Genomic DNA, 16,929 nt, shown 5'->3' on the forward strand with positions numbered 1-16,929 from the left:
TACAATATTGTTAAACTCAATCAGTTAGTTATGCTTTTTGAGTAAGCTCTAATTACCCGATTTCTTGTCAAAATGAGATCCTACATGCCTAACCCAGGCACAATTAAATTGACACTATCGGTTATTCTCATGAGAATGTTTGAGAATAATGAAGTTTGTTGCAATTTTTTAGATGGTGCTGTTGGACCTTACCTATGGCCAAGGATTTGTTTTGTATGTTCAGCCTTCAGGCGCTAAATGGTGGCGATACCGTTATCGTATTAATGCCACGGCAAAAATGCTCTTAAATGAATTAATGTGGTAAGAATGTTGCGAAATGAACGATTCCCATGCCACAATAATGATCGTCGGTTGCAATACTCATAATTTGAGCGCGTTCAAACTCCGAGGTACCTTCCCAAAAATCGCGGAAAATATTGACAACCAAGCACGGATCGATGCGTAATTTCCCGAGACCAGAATCTTTCATGGATCTATAGTCACGGGCAAACGCCAGTGCACCTGCACGTAGTTCAGAGCGCAATGGTATCGAAGCTTTTTCAGCTTCGCTCAATGGATTGTATACGCCAACAACAGTTTGATCGTCTTGATAGCGGTAGTGACTGATTTGTGGGTCATCTGACCCCATGAACATTTCCAGAGGAACGTTATAACGCAATAAGGGTGATTGGTCGGGTGTTGCCAAATCTTCTCCAAAACAGCCTGCGATACGCACGCCATGGCGTGTGCGAACTCCTACAGCGGCTTCCCGAGTCACCATGTAGTAGCCTTGAATTTTCCGTTCTAAAAGGTCGCATAATCTGCCTTGAATAGTTCCTGCATAACCAACGTCGACCAATGCTGCTGATCCTTCCATTAACTTGATTTGTTGTAAATAGGATAGCATGGGTTCGCGCTCCATCGCCGCGTGGCGATGGATTTCGTCTGACAGGATTTCTAGCACCGCGAGTAGAGCGCTATCAATCTGACCTGCCTGAATTTCTACCCGACGCTTGCGCGACCAAATGCCGCGCCGCTCGAGAGTTGTTAGCGTTGTATTATCTAACGTCAGGCCAAAACGGCGTAGCAGGAATTCGGCCAGTGAATTAGCCTGATAATCCGTGCGGGCAATGGCTAGAATATCATCATGTGATCGAATCATTGCAACCGAAATCGCGCGGCGTGATAGTACGAGATAATTAGACTGTGGTGCGTCATATCCTGCAGTTAATATTTCATGGATATCCTTCATTAACTGTCCTTCGCGGGCAAGAAAATATAAACGCTCGATGTTATCGGCATCAGCCTGCTCAATTAGCCATTCGCTAAAAGTAGCTAGCAATGGGCCTACAATGGCATAGCCTATGCCGTATCGCCCGCATTGGGTCAGTGATGCGCGATCCAGTAGGAGTTGCCTAGGTTGAACCTGAAAGAAAGTACGCACAATATTGCCCAGCACCAATTCATCAGCAGACGAGCCGGATAATTTTACTTTTTCTATCCAGGCATTAAGGCGCGGAAAATTTTCTGCGAGTGTTAATGGACTTTCCAGAGCGGTGGTATGAAAGCCCAGTTGTTCCGGAATCAGTTGATCCGAAATGGGATGATCCCCGATCATAACAGCTTGTTCCGGAAGTATTTGTTCTTCTTTAATAATGTGGCGGAAGAGCTCTCCAGTGGATTTGCGCACGCCCACTTCAGACGAAATATATAGAGCATCGTATTCAAAGATATCGCACTTTTCTAGCATTTTTCTGATGATATTTGAGGACAGAAACATATCACTGGCCAGCGCCACTTTTTTGCCTGCTTGTTTTGCCATTCCCAGCACCTCAATCATGCCTAGCAATGGCTGTGCTAAAACCAATTCTACCGATTCTTCAATTGATTGCAGTTCCTGCGCGTTGCCTTCGGTGGTGCCAAAGAGACGAACATATTCAGTGCATATATTGGCTAAACTGACGTCGGTATCCCCCGCTTCACGAAGTGACATTTCCGCGGCCCGTCGTCGTTCCGGGTAATACTTGCAATCGAGGCGTTTCGCAATCCAATGTTTGGTGTTTTCCGGATCAAGAAGCGGGCGTGTAATGAGCGTGTCAAAGATGTCGAAAATTACCAATCTGATGCTCGGATGCTCAATCTTGGTCAATAGTGCATGACGGTCGAATAGTGCGTGATGAGGATGCGAGTGACCAATCGAGCGACGCATTCGATTAAGAATCTCATTGATAGAGCGTTTTACTGTTGCTCTTGCTCCGTAGGTTTTCTGGTATCTCAATACCTTGCGGAGAAATCGGTGATTGGTCATGTATGAGTGATGAATTAAGAATTATTTTCAACGTAGCATGATATTACACAGCTTTATTGAAATGTTTTGAGCCCCAGTAACAAAATAAATGACAGTATGGGTAATTTTTGTTACCGCATTAAGTCACCAAAATTATTTAATTGCAAAGAGAGTTCTAAAAATTAGTTTCTTAAAAGACGTTCGAGATAGATTCTTAATTTTAACATTCTATACTGCAAGCTTCCAAAATAACCGCTCTTTTCGGCTTCTACAAAAGCTTCTGCGTAATTTTCACCTACTTGTTTAGGAAGGAAAAGACCGCGATAACTGGCAAGACCGATGATGGCAGAAAGATAATTACAATGAGAAAGTGGTAACGCATAGCAAGATATGGCATGTTTTTTGAGATTGATTACACTGGTGATGTCCACTACCCGCGTGGCGGGAAGCGGAGTCCAAATTTCGTAAATGAACGCGCGCGACGGTGATTTCCAGCGATGCCAGCAGTTCAAAACAGCGTGGCCTATGGCGACATGGTCGCGATGGTAGTCAAGCACCGAAGGTAGGAACAGCCAATCCGGGTTAAATTTATTTAGTAGTGTGTCAATTTTGGTTTCGAAGTTAGAAGAATTGCGGAAACCACCATCGGGTTCGTCGAGGAATTCCATGTCATTGATGCCTAATATCGACAAAGATTCCGCTGCTTCCTTGCGTCTAATCATAGGTGCGTCGGCATTGAGGCTACCGGCGCCGGCGCCATCGGTGACAAAAATAACTTTGATAGCGCATTCTTTTTGTCTCAGTAGAGCCAGCGTTCCGCCGCAACCCAGCACTTCGTCATCTGGATGAGGAGCGAAAACGAGTACTTTCCCGTCGTGGATCGGAACGAGCGATGTCGGCAATGGACAGAGTTCCAATTGTGCTATTTTAGCTTGTTGTAGCTTGGCGATAAATTGCTTCATACCTATCCGTAATTTCAATGACATCCGGCCATGAATTGGCGCGTGCTAGTCCTTGCTGCGCAATTGTTTCTCGCAGTGTTCTGTCATTCAACATACGTTGCATAGCTTCCGCTAAGGCATCGGTGTTCGGTTCTGACAATAGTGCACCGTCTTTTACGACTTCAGGTACGCCGCCTACAGCGGTGCACACCGCCGCTGTACCTGCTACGAGTGATTCAAGATTTGCCAATCCGAAGGATTCAGAAGCCGAGGCACTGACATACAAGTCAGTGGCGCAGAGGTATAAGCCGATATCTTCCGTAACAGCAAAAAGGATTTTACGTGAAAGCTTAAGTTGTTGAGCCAGTTTTTGCAGAGCATCGTGGTTTCCTTCGCCCAGAATGACTAGCTGGAGTTCTTTCTCTAGTTCAAGTTTGGCACATGCTTCGATCAGTAATGGATACTGCTTGACCGGGGCGATACGGCCAATACTTAATATATAGATTGCTGATTCGTTCCAGCCGAGGTGGTTTCTTGCATCCTTCCGGTTGCGGCAGTTAACTACTGGACGTGCGTGAGCCAAGTGATGCCAATGAGCAGGCAATGGATGAATGGCTAAATCGTGCGCGATTTGGGAGATGCCGCGTCGAGTGGGAGCAATTACCCAAGAAGCTGCACGTAATATATCGGCTTCCCAGCGGCGCATGATGCGCATTACACGATGACTAAGATGCACGCCATCTTCGTGAATGGCTTGGGTATAACAACCGAAGCCATGTTCAGTGACCCCCCAGATTGGCCTGCAATTCGAATAAAATCGTAAGAAAAAACGTAAACCCATAGCGATATAGGGGTCGTGGCAGTGTACGTGGGTATATCTCTGCGTGGCTGCTAGCTTTGCGGCAAGACGTCCCATATTAATGCGTTCCAGCAGAACCTGAAACAGTGAAGGGAAATGAGTATGGGTGTTTTTAGTTCCTGGTAATGAGCTAAAGAAACGTTGGAAGCGATGTTGCCAGAGTATAGCGCGTTGTCCTAAATCGGCTTGGCAAAGATAGTCCACATCGATTCCACGGTGCCGAAATTCTTCAACTATCGGTGTCAAACTGCGTCCGAGACCATAACGCTGATCTGATCGAGTTTCGCGTGTAACCATCAGAATCTTCATGACAATCAGTCTTTCATTTGTTGAATGATTGCACTCATTGTCGTGGGCTCATTTATCGAAATGTATAATTACGTATCATTTAACTGCCGGATTTAACCAAATACAGATTTATTTAGCGGAAATCCGTATCACCAGACATCAGCCACCAATGGTTACGTAAAGATTCAATCGGTGGAGCGGTGTCCCAAGTGCTGGTGGGAATGCGAATATCCAGCATTTTTTGGGTGCCGTCGGTGATCGTGAAATAGGCAGCAAAGTTTTCTGTAATACGGCAAAACAATCGCTGGTGGCCATTAATCCCTGCCAATCGGCGAGCGTGCAGAACGAGAATAGGAATCTCGGCTAATGGTGCTACGATGTCGACGATTTCGCAACCATGATCATCATAGCGCAGTATCAGTACACCTCGCGTTTGGTCGCCACCGCGGTTTTTTATCAACACGACTTGGTAGTGCTGGCTAGGATGATTAATATAGCGATGTTGTACATAAGACCAGTCGCGAACACCCACTAATGCAGTTTGCAAATCCTTGGCCATTTGGCGCCAGCAATTATTAACGATTAGCCTGATTTGCGCGTCATTATCTAATGAGGTGATAGGAAATAATCGAGTGCGCCAGTGGGGGAATTTCGATAACGGAGACCAGGAAATTTCGACCATTTTTCCAACTTCTCCGTACAATCCGTGCCGCTCCGCAAGCTTCATGTGTCGCTCGTTCGGGAATCCAAAGCCGATTAGATAAGGTTTGCCATATCCAATGTAATGCTCCAGAAAAGTTGCTGTCATCAGGAAAAAAGGTCCTTTTCTGGTGAGTATTCCTCGTTCATTGGTATCAACCATGACATCCGCGATCTGTACCGCTGTTTGTGGTTGCCCAAAGAATAGAATCTGCCGAGCAATACCGCCATAGTGGGCAATCAGCTTGTCTTTCCGCCATACACCCAGCTTTTGATTTGAATTTGAACCATACTTCCATTGCCAGACAGCGGGTGTCATGGTGTGATGGAATGTTTTTTTAAACAAGTCAAACATTTCATGTTGCTGATTTTCTTTTAGTAATTGCAGCCGCCATTGAGGCGTTGTTTTTTTCCTGAAACGTAGCAAAGCATATCCATTTTGTCCTTTGGTGTATTTTTCCCGATTGATTCGATTAGATTGCTCGAGCTGTGTTAGTTGTTCAGGGTTAAGGAAAAGATCCTTGATTAGTCTTTGCCGATATGTTGAGATGGCTTGTAACAGATAGTCGAGTGTTGGTGCCGCTAAGACGGATAAATCCAAATTTTCAATCAACTCAAACCCAGATCGCTCAGTCAGCGCGATCATGTTTGCGAGTGAATGGAGATTTTCCGAGTTTGTTGCATCGCGCTTCAGTGTGAATTCGCCCATGATGATCAACTGCCCTGATGGCGACAACAGATCCAACGCTTTATTAAAAATTACAAGCTGATCAATGTATTGCGCAGATTCCTTAAATAAAACAATATCGAAGCTATCTGATCTGGCATTAAAAGCTTCCAGTGATGAATAACTGGCAGAAACTTTGGGTTCCAGATTCTTGTTGATGTGCGTGATTGTTTGCGTATCGAGAGCGATGCCACAGATGTCGTAACCGAGCTGGCTGAGCATAGATAGGGTAGTTCCTGAACCAATCCCTACTTCCAGAATGCGGCAAGGAAGTGACGGTAACTTTGATAGTAGCAGTTCATGGGTTGATTGCTGCGCTGTTCGCATGCTAGTTTTGTCATTTTGAAACAAGCCGAAATGCAAATCAGAAGCCATGCCCTCATGTAGGTGTAACGCATGAGCGTATATATTGAATGGAAACGCCAGAGATTCAAAAGGAGAGGGCGAAATGTTTGTCATTGAAGCGGCAACATGAGTGGCCTGGCGATAATGTTGAGTGCTTTGTATTGAACTGTGATTGGTAGATTTAGTCATTCTGAATGATAATCGTATTTTCCCATTGGTGAGGAATTGAAAAATATCCTTGCAAGCGTCCTACCTGTTTTACTTGTATGGTTGCAATTGCTTCTGCTGAATCATACAGATGTAAGCCACGTTCACACAATAAATAGATATTTACCAGATATTCTCCTTTGAGGAGTGGTAATTGTTTCAATCTGAGACAAATTTGTCCTGATCCTCCGGGTGATCTTTGGATCACGAATTGATCTTCCCATGTGGCTGTGCTGGTGATGATTCGGCCATCTTTGGTATTCAGGGTCATTGCGATATTCGGGCACGGGAGTGAGGGGTCCGAAACAAAGCTTATGTTTATCAGGATATTGGATTGGCCACTGGTGATATCAGTTTGCGGCGTATAGGCATCATTCGCTATTAACTGGACTTTTCCCAGATGCGCATTGCCGGATGGGTGCTTCTTGTCCTGTGCCGGGGCATTCTTACTTGTAAAATGTGCTTCTACTGTTGAGTCAGTTGTGCCTAGATCCAGAAATGCCTGATAGGCAGATACTACTTGGGCGGATTCTCCATCTGAGACCATCTTGCCCTGGTTGAGCCAGATTGCACGAGCGCATAAAGATTCAACCTGAAACAGCGAGTGTGAGCAAAACAAGATTGTTTTTCCCGCATCACGCATTTGCATGATGCGGGTGAATGATTTGCGGGCAAATGCGCCATCCCCTACTGATAAAGCTTCATCAATAATAAGAATATCCGGGTCGACATTAATGGCAACAGAGAACGCCAGGCGCACATACATACCGCTGGAATATGTTTTTACTGGCTGATCAATAAAATCACGAACACCTGAGAAATCGATGATTTGTTCAATACGCTCAGCAATTTCTGCTTGAGTTAACCCCATGATCGCTGCGCTCATTAAGACATTCTCGCGTCCGGTAAACTCTGGGTTGAAACCGGCGCCGAGTTCTAATAAAGCAGCAATACGGCCATTCACCTGCACTTCACCGCATGTAGGTGTTGAAGTGCCACAAACCAATTGCAGCAGTGTTGATTTTCCAGAACCGTTTTGACCTACGATACCCACGACTTCCCCAGGCATTATCGTTAAATCGATATCGTTTAATGCCCACAGTTCGCGATAATATTGACGTGAACCCCACCATCTGTGCGGCCATAAAAATTGCTTTAAACGATCTTTGGGATGTTGGTACAACTGATAACATTTAGACAGTTTTGCAACGTTAATGGCTGGTTCTTGGTCCGAAACATTAAAGGACATCTGCAAGTCCTCTGCGCATTTTATTAAACCAGCTCAGGTCGGTCCAAGTGACTAGGATTGCCCGGGGAAAAATAGCTTTCTTGACATGGTTTACGCTTGAAAGTATCAATCCGGATGAACGAGAAAGACATTCAGAGAATAAATTAAACAGGATTAATCCAATAAATAATAACAAGGCAAAAGCAAATTTATCATGGTGTTGGGGGTTCAATCGCACTGTAAGCACGACGCTGAGAACAAGTGTGTATATCGACAAGATCAGGATAGGATTGATAAGGGCCTTTAATAATTCCAGGAATGAGTTTTGATATCGACGAATCATTTCGCACCTAATCATTCGCAGTATGAGCGGGGCGTACAACCATAAGCTGCGGAAGTTATTTAGAAATGTGATATTAAACAAGTGCAAGAAGCCAAACTTGGAATGTTGAATAGTGTATTATCGCAGATAAATAAGTGAAAATTAATGAGTAGGAAAAGATTGGTTCACTTTTCATCTGTATAGATACAGCGTTCTTGTTATCTTATCCGATTGCTTAAACTTTTGATTGTGTCTGGCAGTCCATACATTGCATTGTTTAGGCGACAGCTATCTGTGTCAAATCTGGTATCGTTGCAATAAAACACACTCCTGCGCAGATGAATCGTGGGAATAAACGTACTCTTGTCCTGCTTATCAGAATAACAGTGCAAATCAATAGCGTTATAATGTTGTAATTAAGCAACACGCCCCATGAAAACTTCGGTTACAAACTTGCAAAGAGGTTTTGTTTTGGGCAGAATGGACTTTAACTTGGCTTTTGTGGTATTTTCTGCTAGGAAAATGTGAGTTGCGCAGAAGTTACATAGAGACAAAGTGAAAAGTGAAAAACTTGCAAGTAATTTACTTTAGTATTTATTTTTAATTTTTATAACAAGGGAGCTCCCATGGCTATAACGAGTACACAACAAACTGAAATTCTGAAGATTGTTGCAGGTTTGTTCAATGCGGCACCAGGCGGTAGTAATTTAACAATTCTGGCAAATTATATAGAAAATGGAGGGACGACCAGTCAATTAGCTGATGAATTAGCTGTCCTGCCGCTTTTTACCAACGATATTATGGGCGGTAAAGTGACAACTGCTTCGCAAGTTGCGGTGTTGATGGGAAATTTTGGTTTAACGGCTGATGGCGTTGAAGGCAGTGCAGCTTCACAAGCTGAGAACTATTTCACGACACAGATTGATGCCGGTGTTGGATTTGGAAGAATTGTTTTTGATGCGGTCACTTTCTTGTCAAATAATCCACCAGAAGAATTTACCGAGGCGGCCACATTACTGGCAAATAAGGCATTGGTTGCTGAAGCTTTCTCTAGCACAACATCTTCCAGCGATCTGACTTCCCTGCAAAATGTTTTACGCACTGTTGAAGGAACAGCGCCTTATACACAAACTGATGTTGATCAAGTGCTGGCGGAATCAGGATCAAATGGACAGGTGTTTGTGTTTACCGATGGTATCGATGTCCTTAACGGAACTACCGGTGACGATGGATTTATCGGTGATGCTGGAACTGTTTCTGCTGCTGACCAGATCAATGGCGGTGACGGTACCGATACACTGACAGTATTCGCTGCCGCAGCTTTAGATGATATTGGCGCAACAACTTCTGTTGAAAATCTCGCGCTGGTCAATTCACCGACTGGTTTTGATACATCAAGTTCCAGTGCGACTAAAGTTACCTTGGATAATGCTACTACTGCTCAGACCTACATTGTGGGTGCGGGCGTTTCCACTGCACTTAAGAACATGGCGAATGGTGAAGCTATCACGATTGAAAATGATGCTGCGGCAACAAGCGGTAATCTGAGTGTAAGTGGATTAGGCACCACAGCAAATGTTGCGGTTAACTATAACGGTAACGCATTGACCACGGTTAATCTAGCTGCTATCGGCAGCGCGAGCTTTGTTGCACTGTCATCTAGTGGCAGTGTTGCTACCGTTAATGTGACGGGTAATCAAGATCTGCAATTGTCATTAACCGGCGAAACCACAGTAACTACTTTAGCTGCATCAGCATTGACGGGTAGTCTGACCGCAGATCTTGGTGCAAGTGCAGGTAATACAACTGTTACCACAGGTAGTGGAGATGACAGCATTACCGCTATTGCCGCTGTTAATTACACCATAGACCTCGGCGCAGGTGATGATACTCTGATCACGGCGGATGCTGCGGGTGAAACAACAACTGCAGACACGCTGACAGGTGGCGAAGGTACTGATACATTGGGAATTGCCAGTGCGGAAGCTGCGCTTCTGGACGATGGTGATGCACCTGATCTCGCTGTGTTGGCTAAAATCACTGGTTTTGAACAACTGCGTATTACTGATGCACTTGGTGCCGATCTGGAGATTGACAACCTGGGGTATAACTACATTCAATTTGCAGTGAATGCAATTGGTGCTGATCGTACCATCACTGGTTTTAGCAGTGGTGCAACTCTGGAATTCCAGAGCGCATCTAATACCGGTAACGATTACATCATCGGCATGACCGGAGCAACGGGAGCTGGCACCAATGACGATACGCTGAATGTAATGCTGAATGCAGATCTGACGGCTAACGATACTTCCTATACCGTACAGTTAGATCTGGAAGGTATCAATATTGTTAATGTTGTTGCAAACGATAGTGACACTGATTCAAATCCTGACTCAGATGATGATGGCAATGAAGGGTATGTGATTAATTTGGCAGGTGGAACAGCGGGCCATAGTGCTAATATCTCAACCGTCAATATTAGTGGCGATAAGCAAGTTTCTTATACAGTTAATGCAGCTACCACGGCACTATCAGATGTCGATGCATCAACAGCAACAGGTAACATTATAGTGGATGCCTCTGCTTTCAATGGTACACAGGGTGTGACTATTACCTCAAATAGTGGTACTGATACATTAACCGGTACTATCTTTGGCGATATCATCAGTGCAGGCGCAGGTGACGACACTATCACTGGCGGAACAGGCATAGATGCTCTAACGGGTGGCGATGGTGCTGATACTTTCAACTTCGACGAAACTGCAGACTTCACTGCAGCCACTGCCAATGCATTGTCGAATAGGGCAGATAGCATTACTGATTTTGCTGCAGGTTCTGATATTCTTGCGCTTACTGGCGGTGCTAACTGGTCGATCGTTGCGGGTGGCTCTGGTGCTGCAGGTGTAGCAACAATCGGCGCTGAAGGTGTTGTAACATCATTCAACGCAGCTGACGATACACTGGCTGAAAGAATTACTGCTGTTGAGGCTGCAATTCAAACCGGTGCGGCCGCAGCAGGGCAATTCGCAATATTTGAATTTGGTACTGATAGTTATGTGTTTGTATCAGAAGGAACCGACGGTGTAGGCGCAGGTGATATGCTGATCCAGTTGACCGGTGTAGTTGGCCTGTCAGACAGCACAATTGCAACGACTGATCTAACCATCGCTTAATAATAGCGAGAAATCTGAATTAGTTTTTGCAGTGACTTGTATGAAATAGACACTGAAGTTTAAAAATAAAAAACCCTCACAAGTAATATGTGGGGGTTTTTTATTTGCACAGAAGTTGCGACAACGACAGAAAGTCAAGCGATAAGCGGAGAGGAGGAAGTTTCAGCTGACTCGTATTCTGAGGTTTTTGCAAAAGCGCAAGTGTTTTTCCTAAATGGAAAGTAAAATTTATTACTGGTTGAGCGGAATCTCTGATTGGTCTATTAGACTGGGACGGGATGTTCAAAGTGAAAAGCGAATGACGGATTAAGCGGTCTCCTGACGTTCTACTCTTAATAGAGTTTTTAGATGCTACAAAAAAATACCCATTCCATTATATATTTCCATACACTTTTCAAGCGGATTGCTTGCTTGTGATATCGGTCTTCCAATAACTAAAAAATTGGCGCCATCAGCAATTGCTTTCATCGGTGTCGATACTCTTTTTTGGTCATCGATACTATCGTGGTGCAGACGGATGCCTGGAGTTACTAAATAAAATTCATTGCCAAATTGTTGACGAAGCAGCGCGGTTTCCAATGCAGAGCAAACAACGCCATCCAAATTGCAGTCGTAAGTTAACTGCGTCAGGCGTGCTACAATTTGTTCAGACTCACCCAGTAAGCCAATATCGGTGATATCCTCATGATTCATGCTGGTGAGCAAAGTTACTGCGATAAGTTTGGTTGATGATCCAGGATCAATTGCTCCACGTGCAGCATTGAGCATGCTCCGTCCTCCCAAAGCATGCACGTTCACCATCCATACACCTAAACTTGCAGCAGCCTTGCAAGCATTGGCAACTGTGTTCGGAATATCGTGAAATTTAAGATCAAGAAATATATCGAATCCCCTCACCATAAGCTTCTCAACCAGCTGTGGTCCCGTTGCAGTGAAAAGCTCTTTACCGACCTTAAGACGGCATAAACGAGGATCGAGTTGATCGGCTAACCGTAAGGCACTTTCGGCACTGGAAAAATCCAGTGCTACGATGATGCAAGGCTCATGCATGAAGCGAAATGGTGTTTAATCGCCCGTGCTACATTGGCATCGAATGAAAATCATGGAAATAAAAGCACCCAGTGTGAAGAATATCAAAAGCACAACACTGAGAGGCAGTTCGATAGATTGATCAATAGTGTATTGCAGCATAATAGGTTGTGAGTTTTGGGATGCAAAGATTGCAAGAATTACAAAGACTACAATACGAAAAAGCCAAGCAACTAGATTCATCATAATAAGTATAGTCCGTACAGGTTATTGGAGACGTAGTTAAATTATAAGCTCGAAATAAACCGAGTTCTTAATATTTCTTTACTCAAATAAGAGATTGATCCAATGTTGCAGAAATGAATACTTAACGCATCCGTGGTGCAGCACCTTCATTGGTTGAAGTGCACTGCACAGAAGATGCAAGTGTTCTGCGATTGGTGAAAGTTTATTTCTTATCCGTATAATCAACGCGTTCCCGCATTTCTTTTCCGGCTTTGAAGTGCGGTACATACTTTTCTGGTACTTTGACCTTCTCACCCGACTTTGGATTGCGTCCGATACGTGGTGGTCGATAGTTCAAATCGAAACTGCCAAACCCACGTATTTCTATACGCTGACCACCAGCCAAACTTTTAGCCATTGCATCAATAATCGTTTTAACTGACAGCTCTGCGTCTTTTGCTACCAGTTGAGGGAATCGCGCAGCAAGTCGAGTAATTAATTCAGATTTCGTCATGAAATGTCCTTATTGCTCAGTATTTTTACTATCCATTTTTGCTTTCAGTAAAGCGCCCAAGCTGGTTGTTCCAGCATTAGCTGGAGCTTTAATTTTCTGCATGGCGCTTGACTCATCTGATTTATCTTTCGCTTTAATCGAAAGATTGATGGTTCTGTTTTTGCGATCAACATTAATAATCATGGTTTCAACTTTATCGCCTTCCTTCAAGAAAGTGCGAATATCTTCAACGCGATCACGCGATACTTCGGAAGCTCGCAAATAACCTTCGATATCATCAGCGAGTGCTATGACAGCACCTTTCGGGTCAATCGACTTTACCGTGCCTGCAACAATGCTGTTCTTGTCATTCTCGGCAACAAAACTGGTGAAAGGATCGCCTTCCATTTGTTTAATGCCTAATGAAATGCGTTCGCGTTCGACATCAATTGATAAAATCATAGCTTCGACTTCATCGCCTTTTTTATAATTAAGAACGGCATCTTCACCAGATTGATTCCAAGATAAATCCGATAGATGAACAAGACCATCGATATTTCCAGGCAGTCCAATAAATACACCGAAGTCGGTGATAGATTTGATTTGACCACGCACTTTGGCGTTCTTATCATGAGTCGCGGCGAATTCTTCCCATGGATTAGTTTGGCATTGCTTCATGCCCAATGAGATGCGGCGACGTTCTTCGTCGATCTCGAGAATCATGACTTCAACTTCATCGCCCAGTTGCACAATTTTCGAAGGATAAACATTTTTGTTGGTCCAATCCATTTCTGAAACATGAACCAATCCTTCGATACCTTGTTCGATTTCAATAAAAGCACCATAGTCGGTTAGGTTGGTTACTTTCCCGAACAAACGAGTACGTGCCGGATAACGGCGTGATAGACCTACCCATGGATCTTCGCTCAGCTGCTTCATCCCTAATGAAACACGATTCTTCTCTTGATCGAACTTGAGCACTTTGGCGGTAACTTCATCGCCGATGTTGACGACTTCAGAGGGATGTTTTACCCGGCGCCATGCCAAGTCGGTAATATGCAGTAGACCGTCAATGCCACCCAGGTCAACAAATGCGCCATAATCCGTAATATTTTTTACGACACCCTGAACCACCGAGCCTTCTTGCAAATTAGATAACAAGGTTTCCCGATCTGCACCTTGTGTCGCCTCTAGTACAGCACGGCGTGAAACGACCACATTGTTGCGTTTTCGGTCCAATTTGATGACTTTGAATTCCATTTCCTTATTTTCATAAGGCGTCGTGTCTTTAACAGGACGGATATCTACAAGAGAGCCGGGTAGAAATGCCCGTATGCCATTAATCATTGCTGTCAGGCCACCTTTTACCTTGCCGTTAACCATGCCAGTCACGATTTTTCCGCTTTCCATAGCCTGTTCCAGATCATGCCATGCGGTTAAGCGCTTAGCTTTGTCACGGGAAAGACGGGTTTCACCGTAGCCATCTTCAAGAGATTCTATGGCAACACTGATAAAATCGCCGGGTTTAACTTCAATCTCACCACGATCATTTTTAAATTCTTCGACAGGAATAAAGCTTTCAGATTTAAGTCCGGCATTTACAATTACAATATTGTAGTCAACACGAACGACTTCGGCGGTAATTACTTCACCAATACGCATTTCTTGTCGTGAAAGGCTTTCTTCAAAGAGTGCGGCAAAACTTTCGGAGGATTGTTGGGTTGCAGTGGAAGCAGTAGTCATTATAAAAAATACCTGATTGATATTCCGACCGGCTTGGTGCCAGTGGACTGGGTTAGTTGATAAAATATTTGAATAATAGATAATCCTTCTTTTCGTTTTCGGACGTTAAGAAGAATTTTATCTAAATTCAAACGCTGGCTTTATGCGCAATTTCATTATACCAGGAGAGAACGGCGTCTTGTGCCTGGGATATGGTCAACGCTGAAGTGTCCAATAATCGTGTATCAGCGCTTTGCTCTAGCGGAGCGATGCTACGATTACTGTCACGCTCATCCCGTTTCTTGATGTCATGCAACAGGTCCGCAATGTTAGCACTTATTCCTTTCTCTTTCAACTGGTTATATCTCCTTTGTGCGCGCACTTCTGCGTTGGCTGTTAAAAATATTTTTAGCGTGGCGTCTTGAAAGATAACAGACCCCATATCACGTCCATCGGTAACCAATCCAGGTAATTGGCGGAATGCGCGTTGGCGTTCTGTGAGCGCTGCTCGAACTTGTGGATAAGCAGCCAATTGGGAAGCTAGTAAGCCGCACTGTTCTGCGCGGATATCTTCTGTGACGATGACGCCATCAAGGTAGATCTGTTCATTTTTAAATACAATATCCAAGCATTTGGCAATTTCTGTAAGTTGGTCAGCATTGTGGATGTCAGCGTGCGATAGTGTTGTTTTTAAAGCAACTAGGCGATAAAGTGCGCCACTATCAAGGTAATGAAATCCAATCTTTTGGGCAACTAATTGGGCAACGGTGCCCTTCCCGGATGCTGACGGGCCATCAATTGTGATAACAGGAATTTTCTCAGTTTTCATTAAGAATCTTGTTGTTTTGTTAAGACGATACAGTGAAATTAATTGATTTCAGAGTGAACAATTTGTGATAATTTCTCAAAATAATCGGGGAAAGTTTTGTTCACGCAATCAGGATCGTTGATGCGCACAGGTGCACCCAAACACGCCAGTGAAAAACACATGGCCATGCGATGATCATCATAAGTATCAATCGCCGCGTTCGGGGTCAAGCCATGAATGGGAGGGGTAATGCGCAAGTAATCCGCGCCCTCTTCAACAATCGCACCTAGTTTTTTCAATTCAGTGGACATCGCTGCAAGACGATCCGTTTCTTTCAGGCGCCAGCTGGCAATGTTGCGCAGCATGGTTACGCCTTCTGCGAATAACGCGGTTACAGCGAGTGTCATGGCTGCATCGGGAATATGATTGCAATCCAAATCGATGGCGTGTAGAAGTTTTCTGTTGTAACCATTTCTTGCGCTACTTGCTTCAATCCAGTTTTCTCCCATGGATATTTTTGCTCCCATTTGTTCTAGAGCTGTAGCAAAGCGAATATCGCCTTGTACGCTGTTTCGGCCCACTCCATATACTTTTACTGGGCCATCACCGATGGCACCTGCTGCGAGAAAATATGAAGCTGACGAAGCATCACCTTCGACGGATATGTGTCCTGGACTACGGTACTTTTGTTGAGCCGGAATTACAAATTGCTGCCAGCGGGTGTGTTTCACTTGAACGCCAAAATGTTGCATTTGCGCAAGCGTTAATTCGATATAGGGTTGGGAAATTAATGTGCCAATTACTTCAATGATGGATTTCTTTCCGCTTAATGGTAAGGCCATCAACAATCCCGTGAGGAATTGGCTGGATACATTGCCTTTTACTGTAACAGTATGCGTATCGTCGATGATATGCAGGGTAGATGGTTTAATTTCCAATGGAGGGAAGCCTGGGTTGCCCAAATAATTGATATTTGCACCCAATTGTCGCAATGCATCAACCAAATCCGCAATGGGTCGCTCATGCATTCGAGGTACACCCGACAGTCGATAATGTCCATGCATTAAAGATAATACTGCAACCAGTGGTCTAAAAGCAGTGCCGGCATTGCCGAGAAATAAGTTTGCATTGGTAACTGGAAATGTTTCATTTATACCGCAAATGCGATAATCATTCTTTCCGGTTTGAGTGACGGCAACACCCAATTGGGCAAGTGCATCCAACATATGTGCCGTATCGTCAGAAGTCAGTAAATCATGAATCTGCGTGATGCCTTGCGCGAGAGCGGCAAGCAATAGAATCCGGTTGGAGATACTTTTTGATCCGGGCAACTGTATTGTGCCTTGAGCTTTCTTAGCTAATGGGAGATCAAGCCATTTCATGATATACGCAATTAAAATGAAGAATGATATCTCATAAGAACATTCAGGACGTAATTTTATTGATCGAGTAAGTTAGCTGATTTTTCTTGTATTACTCAGGTCAAATTTGTATCCTTTGGAAAAGTCTTTATCATGCTATCTCGTTTAAGGTAATCTATCGTGGTAAATTCTGGATGAAAAGCAATCAGCTAACGCGAGACATTTAGTTTAAAAGT

General features: G+C 44.1%; 12 protein-coding genes. 1 reads left to right on the forward strand and 11 read right to left on the reverse strand.

Going from position 1 to position 16,929, the window contains the following annotated elements; all coding sequences use genetic code 11:
* Window positions 1-292: 292 nt before the first annotated feature.
* From QZV86_RS07665 to QZV86_RS07685, 5 genes are all read right to left on the reverse strand, one after another.
* Window positions 293-2,287: an HAD family hydrolase gene (locus tag QZV86_RS07665; RefSeq protein WP_295625765.1), complete on the reverse strand. Its 1,995-nt coding sequence runs from the start codon at window positions 2,285-2,287 to the stop codon at window positions 293-295.
* Window positions 2,288-2,448: 161 nt separating this feature from the next.
* Window positions 2,449-3,228: a PIG-L family deacetylase gene (locus QZV86_RS07670; protein WP_295625768.1), complete on the reverse strand. Its 780-nt coding sequence runs from the start codon at window positions 3,226-3,228 to the stop codon at window positions 2,449-2,451.
* Window positions 3,194-4,375, reverse strand: a complete 1,182-nt coding sequence (locus QZV86_RS07675; protein WP_295625770.1) for a glycosyltransferase family 4 protein — start codon at window positions 4,373-4,375, stop codon at window positions 3,194-3,196. Before QZV86_RS07675 ends, QZV86_RS07670 begins: the two co-directional genes overlap by 35 nt.
* Window positions 4,376-4,487: 112 nt before the next feature.
* Window positions 4,488-6,239, reverse strand: coding sequence for a GNAT family N-acetyltransferase (locus QZV86_RS07680; RefSeq protein ID WP_295625773.1), 1,752 nt, complete (start codon window positions 6,237-6,239; stop codon window positions 4,488-4,490).
* A 67-nt stretch (window positions 6,240-6,306) separates the two neighbouring features.
* The gene (locus tag QZV86_RS07685) at window positions 6,307-7,581 is read right to left on the reverse strand and encodes an ABC transporter ATP-binding protein (RefSeq protein ID WP_295625776.1); all 1,275 of its coding nucleotides are present in this window, start codon (window positions 7,579-7,581) and stop codon (window positions 6,307-6,309) included.
* 927 nt (window positions 7,582-8,508) lie between these two features.
* On the opposite strand from QZV86_RS07685, the gene QZV86_RS07690 reads away from it, so the two are divergent.
* Window positions 8,509-11,055, forward strand: a complete 2,547-nt coding sequence (locus QZV86_RS07690; RefSeq protein WP_295625779.1) for a calcium-binding protein — start codon at window positions 8,509-8,511, stop codon at window positions 11,053-11,055.
* A 351-nt stretch (window positions 11,056-11,406) separates the two neighbouring features.
* On the opposite strand, the gene pyrF is transcribed toward QZV86_RS07690, so the two are convergent.
* The 6 genes from pyrF to aroA form a co-directional block, all read right to left on the reverse strand.
* Window positions 11,407-12,105, reverse strand: a complete 699-nt coding sequence (gene pyrF, locus QZV86_RS07695) for an orotidine-5'-phosphate decarboxylase (protein ID WP_295625782.1) — start codon at window positions 12,103-12,105, stop codon at window positions 11,407-11,409.
* 15 nt (window positions 12,106-12,120) lie between these two features.
* On the reverse strand, window positions 12,121-12,330 hold the full coding sequence (locus tag QZV86_RS07700) for a LapA family protein (RefSeq protein WP_366925692.1): 210 nt from the start codon (window positions 12,328-12,330) through the stop codon (window positions 12,121-12,123).
* Between the two features lie 202 nt (window positions 12,331-12,532).
* Window positions 12,533-12,823 carry an integration host factor subunit beta gene (locus tag QZV86_RS07705; protein ID WP_292921729.1) on the reverse strand — a complete coding sequence of 97 codons (291 nt, stop codon included), beginning with the start codon at window positions 12,821-12,823 and terminating at the stop codon, window positions 12,533-12,535.
* Window positions 12,824-12,832: 9 nt separating this feature from the next.
* A complete protein-coding gene (gene rpsA, locus QZV86_RS07710) occupies window positions 12,833-14,545 on the reverse strand; it encodes a 30S ribosomal protein S1 (protein WP_295625785.1) in 1,713 nt (570 codons plus the stop codon).
* A 127-nt stretch (window positions 14,546-14,672) separates the two neighbouring features.
* On the reverse strand, window positions 14,673-15,353 hold the full coding sequence (gene cmk, locus QZV86_RS07715; protein ID WP_295625787.1) for a (d)CMP kinase: 681 nt from the start codon (window positions 15,351-15,353) through the stop codon (window positions 14,673-14,675).
* Between the two features lie 38 nt (window positions 15,354-15,391).
* Window positions 15,392-16,714 (reverse strand): 3-phosphoshikimate 1-carboxyvinyltransferase, encoded by a 1,323-nt coding sequence (aroA, locus tag QZV86_RS07720; protein ID WP_295625789.1) that lies wholly within the window; start codon window positions 16,712-16,714, stop codon window positions 15,392-15,394.
* Window positions 16,715-16,929 lie beyond the last annotated feature (215 nt).

Origin of the sequence: uncultured Nitrosomonas sp., from assembly GCF_902826915.1 — a bacterium.
GTDB lineage: Bacteria > Pseudomonadota > Gammaproteobacteria > Burkholderiales > Nitrosomonadaceae > Nitrosomonas.

Excerpts from the sequence above, each read along its gene's own strand:
- pyrF (WP_295625782.1), bottom strand. The coding sequence starts at position 12,105 with ATGCATGAGCCTTGCATCATCGTAGCACTGGATTTTTCCAGTGCCGAA.
- QZV86_RS07665 (WP_295625765.1), bottom strand. The coding sequence starts at position 2,287 with ATGACCAATCACCGATTTCTCCGCAAGGTATTGAGATACCAGAAAACC.
- QZV86_RS07690 (WP_295625779.1), top strand. The coding sequence starts at position 8,509 with ATGGCTATAACGAGTACACAACAAACTGAAATTCTGAAGATTGTTGCA.
- QZV86_RS07700 (WP_366925692.1), bottom strand. The coding sequence starts at position 12,330 with ATGATGAATCTAGTTGCTTGGCTTTTTCGTATTGTAGTCTTTGTAATT.
- QZV86_RS07670 (WP_295625768.1), bottom strand. The coding sequence starts at position 3,228 with ATGAAGCAATTTATCGCCAAGCTACAACAAGCTAAAATAGCACAATTG.
- rpsA (WP_295625785.1), bottom strand. The coding sequence starts at position 14,545 with ATGACTACTGCTTCCACTGCAACCCAACAATCCTCCGAAAGTTTTGCC.
- aroA (WP_295625789.1), bottom strand. The coding sequence starts at position 16,714 with ATGAAATGGCTTGATCTCCCATTAGCTAAGAAAGCTCAAGGCACAATA.
- QZV86_RS07675 (WP_295625770.1), bottom strand. The coding sequence starts at position 4,375 with ATGAAGATTCTGATGGTTACACGCGAAACTCGATCAGATCAGCGTTAT.
- QZV86_RS07680 (WP_295625773.1), bottom strand. The coding sequence starts at position 6,239 with ATGACAAACATTTCGCCCTCTCCTTTTGAATCTCTGGCGTTTCCATTC.
- cmk (WP_295625787.1), bottom strand. The coding sequence starts at position 15,353 with ATGAAAACTGAGAAAATTCCTGTTATCACAATTGATGGCCCGTCAGCA.
- QZV86_RS07705 (WP_292921729.1), bottom strand. The coding sequence starts at position 12,823 with ATGACGAAATCTGAATTAATTACTCGACTTGCTGCGCGATTCCCTCAA.
- QZV86_RS07685 (WP_295625776.1), bottom strand. The coding sequence starts at position 7,581 with ATGTCCTTTAATGTTTCGGACCAAGAACCAGCCATTAACGTTGCAAAA.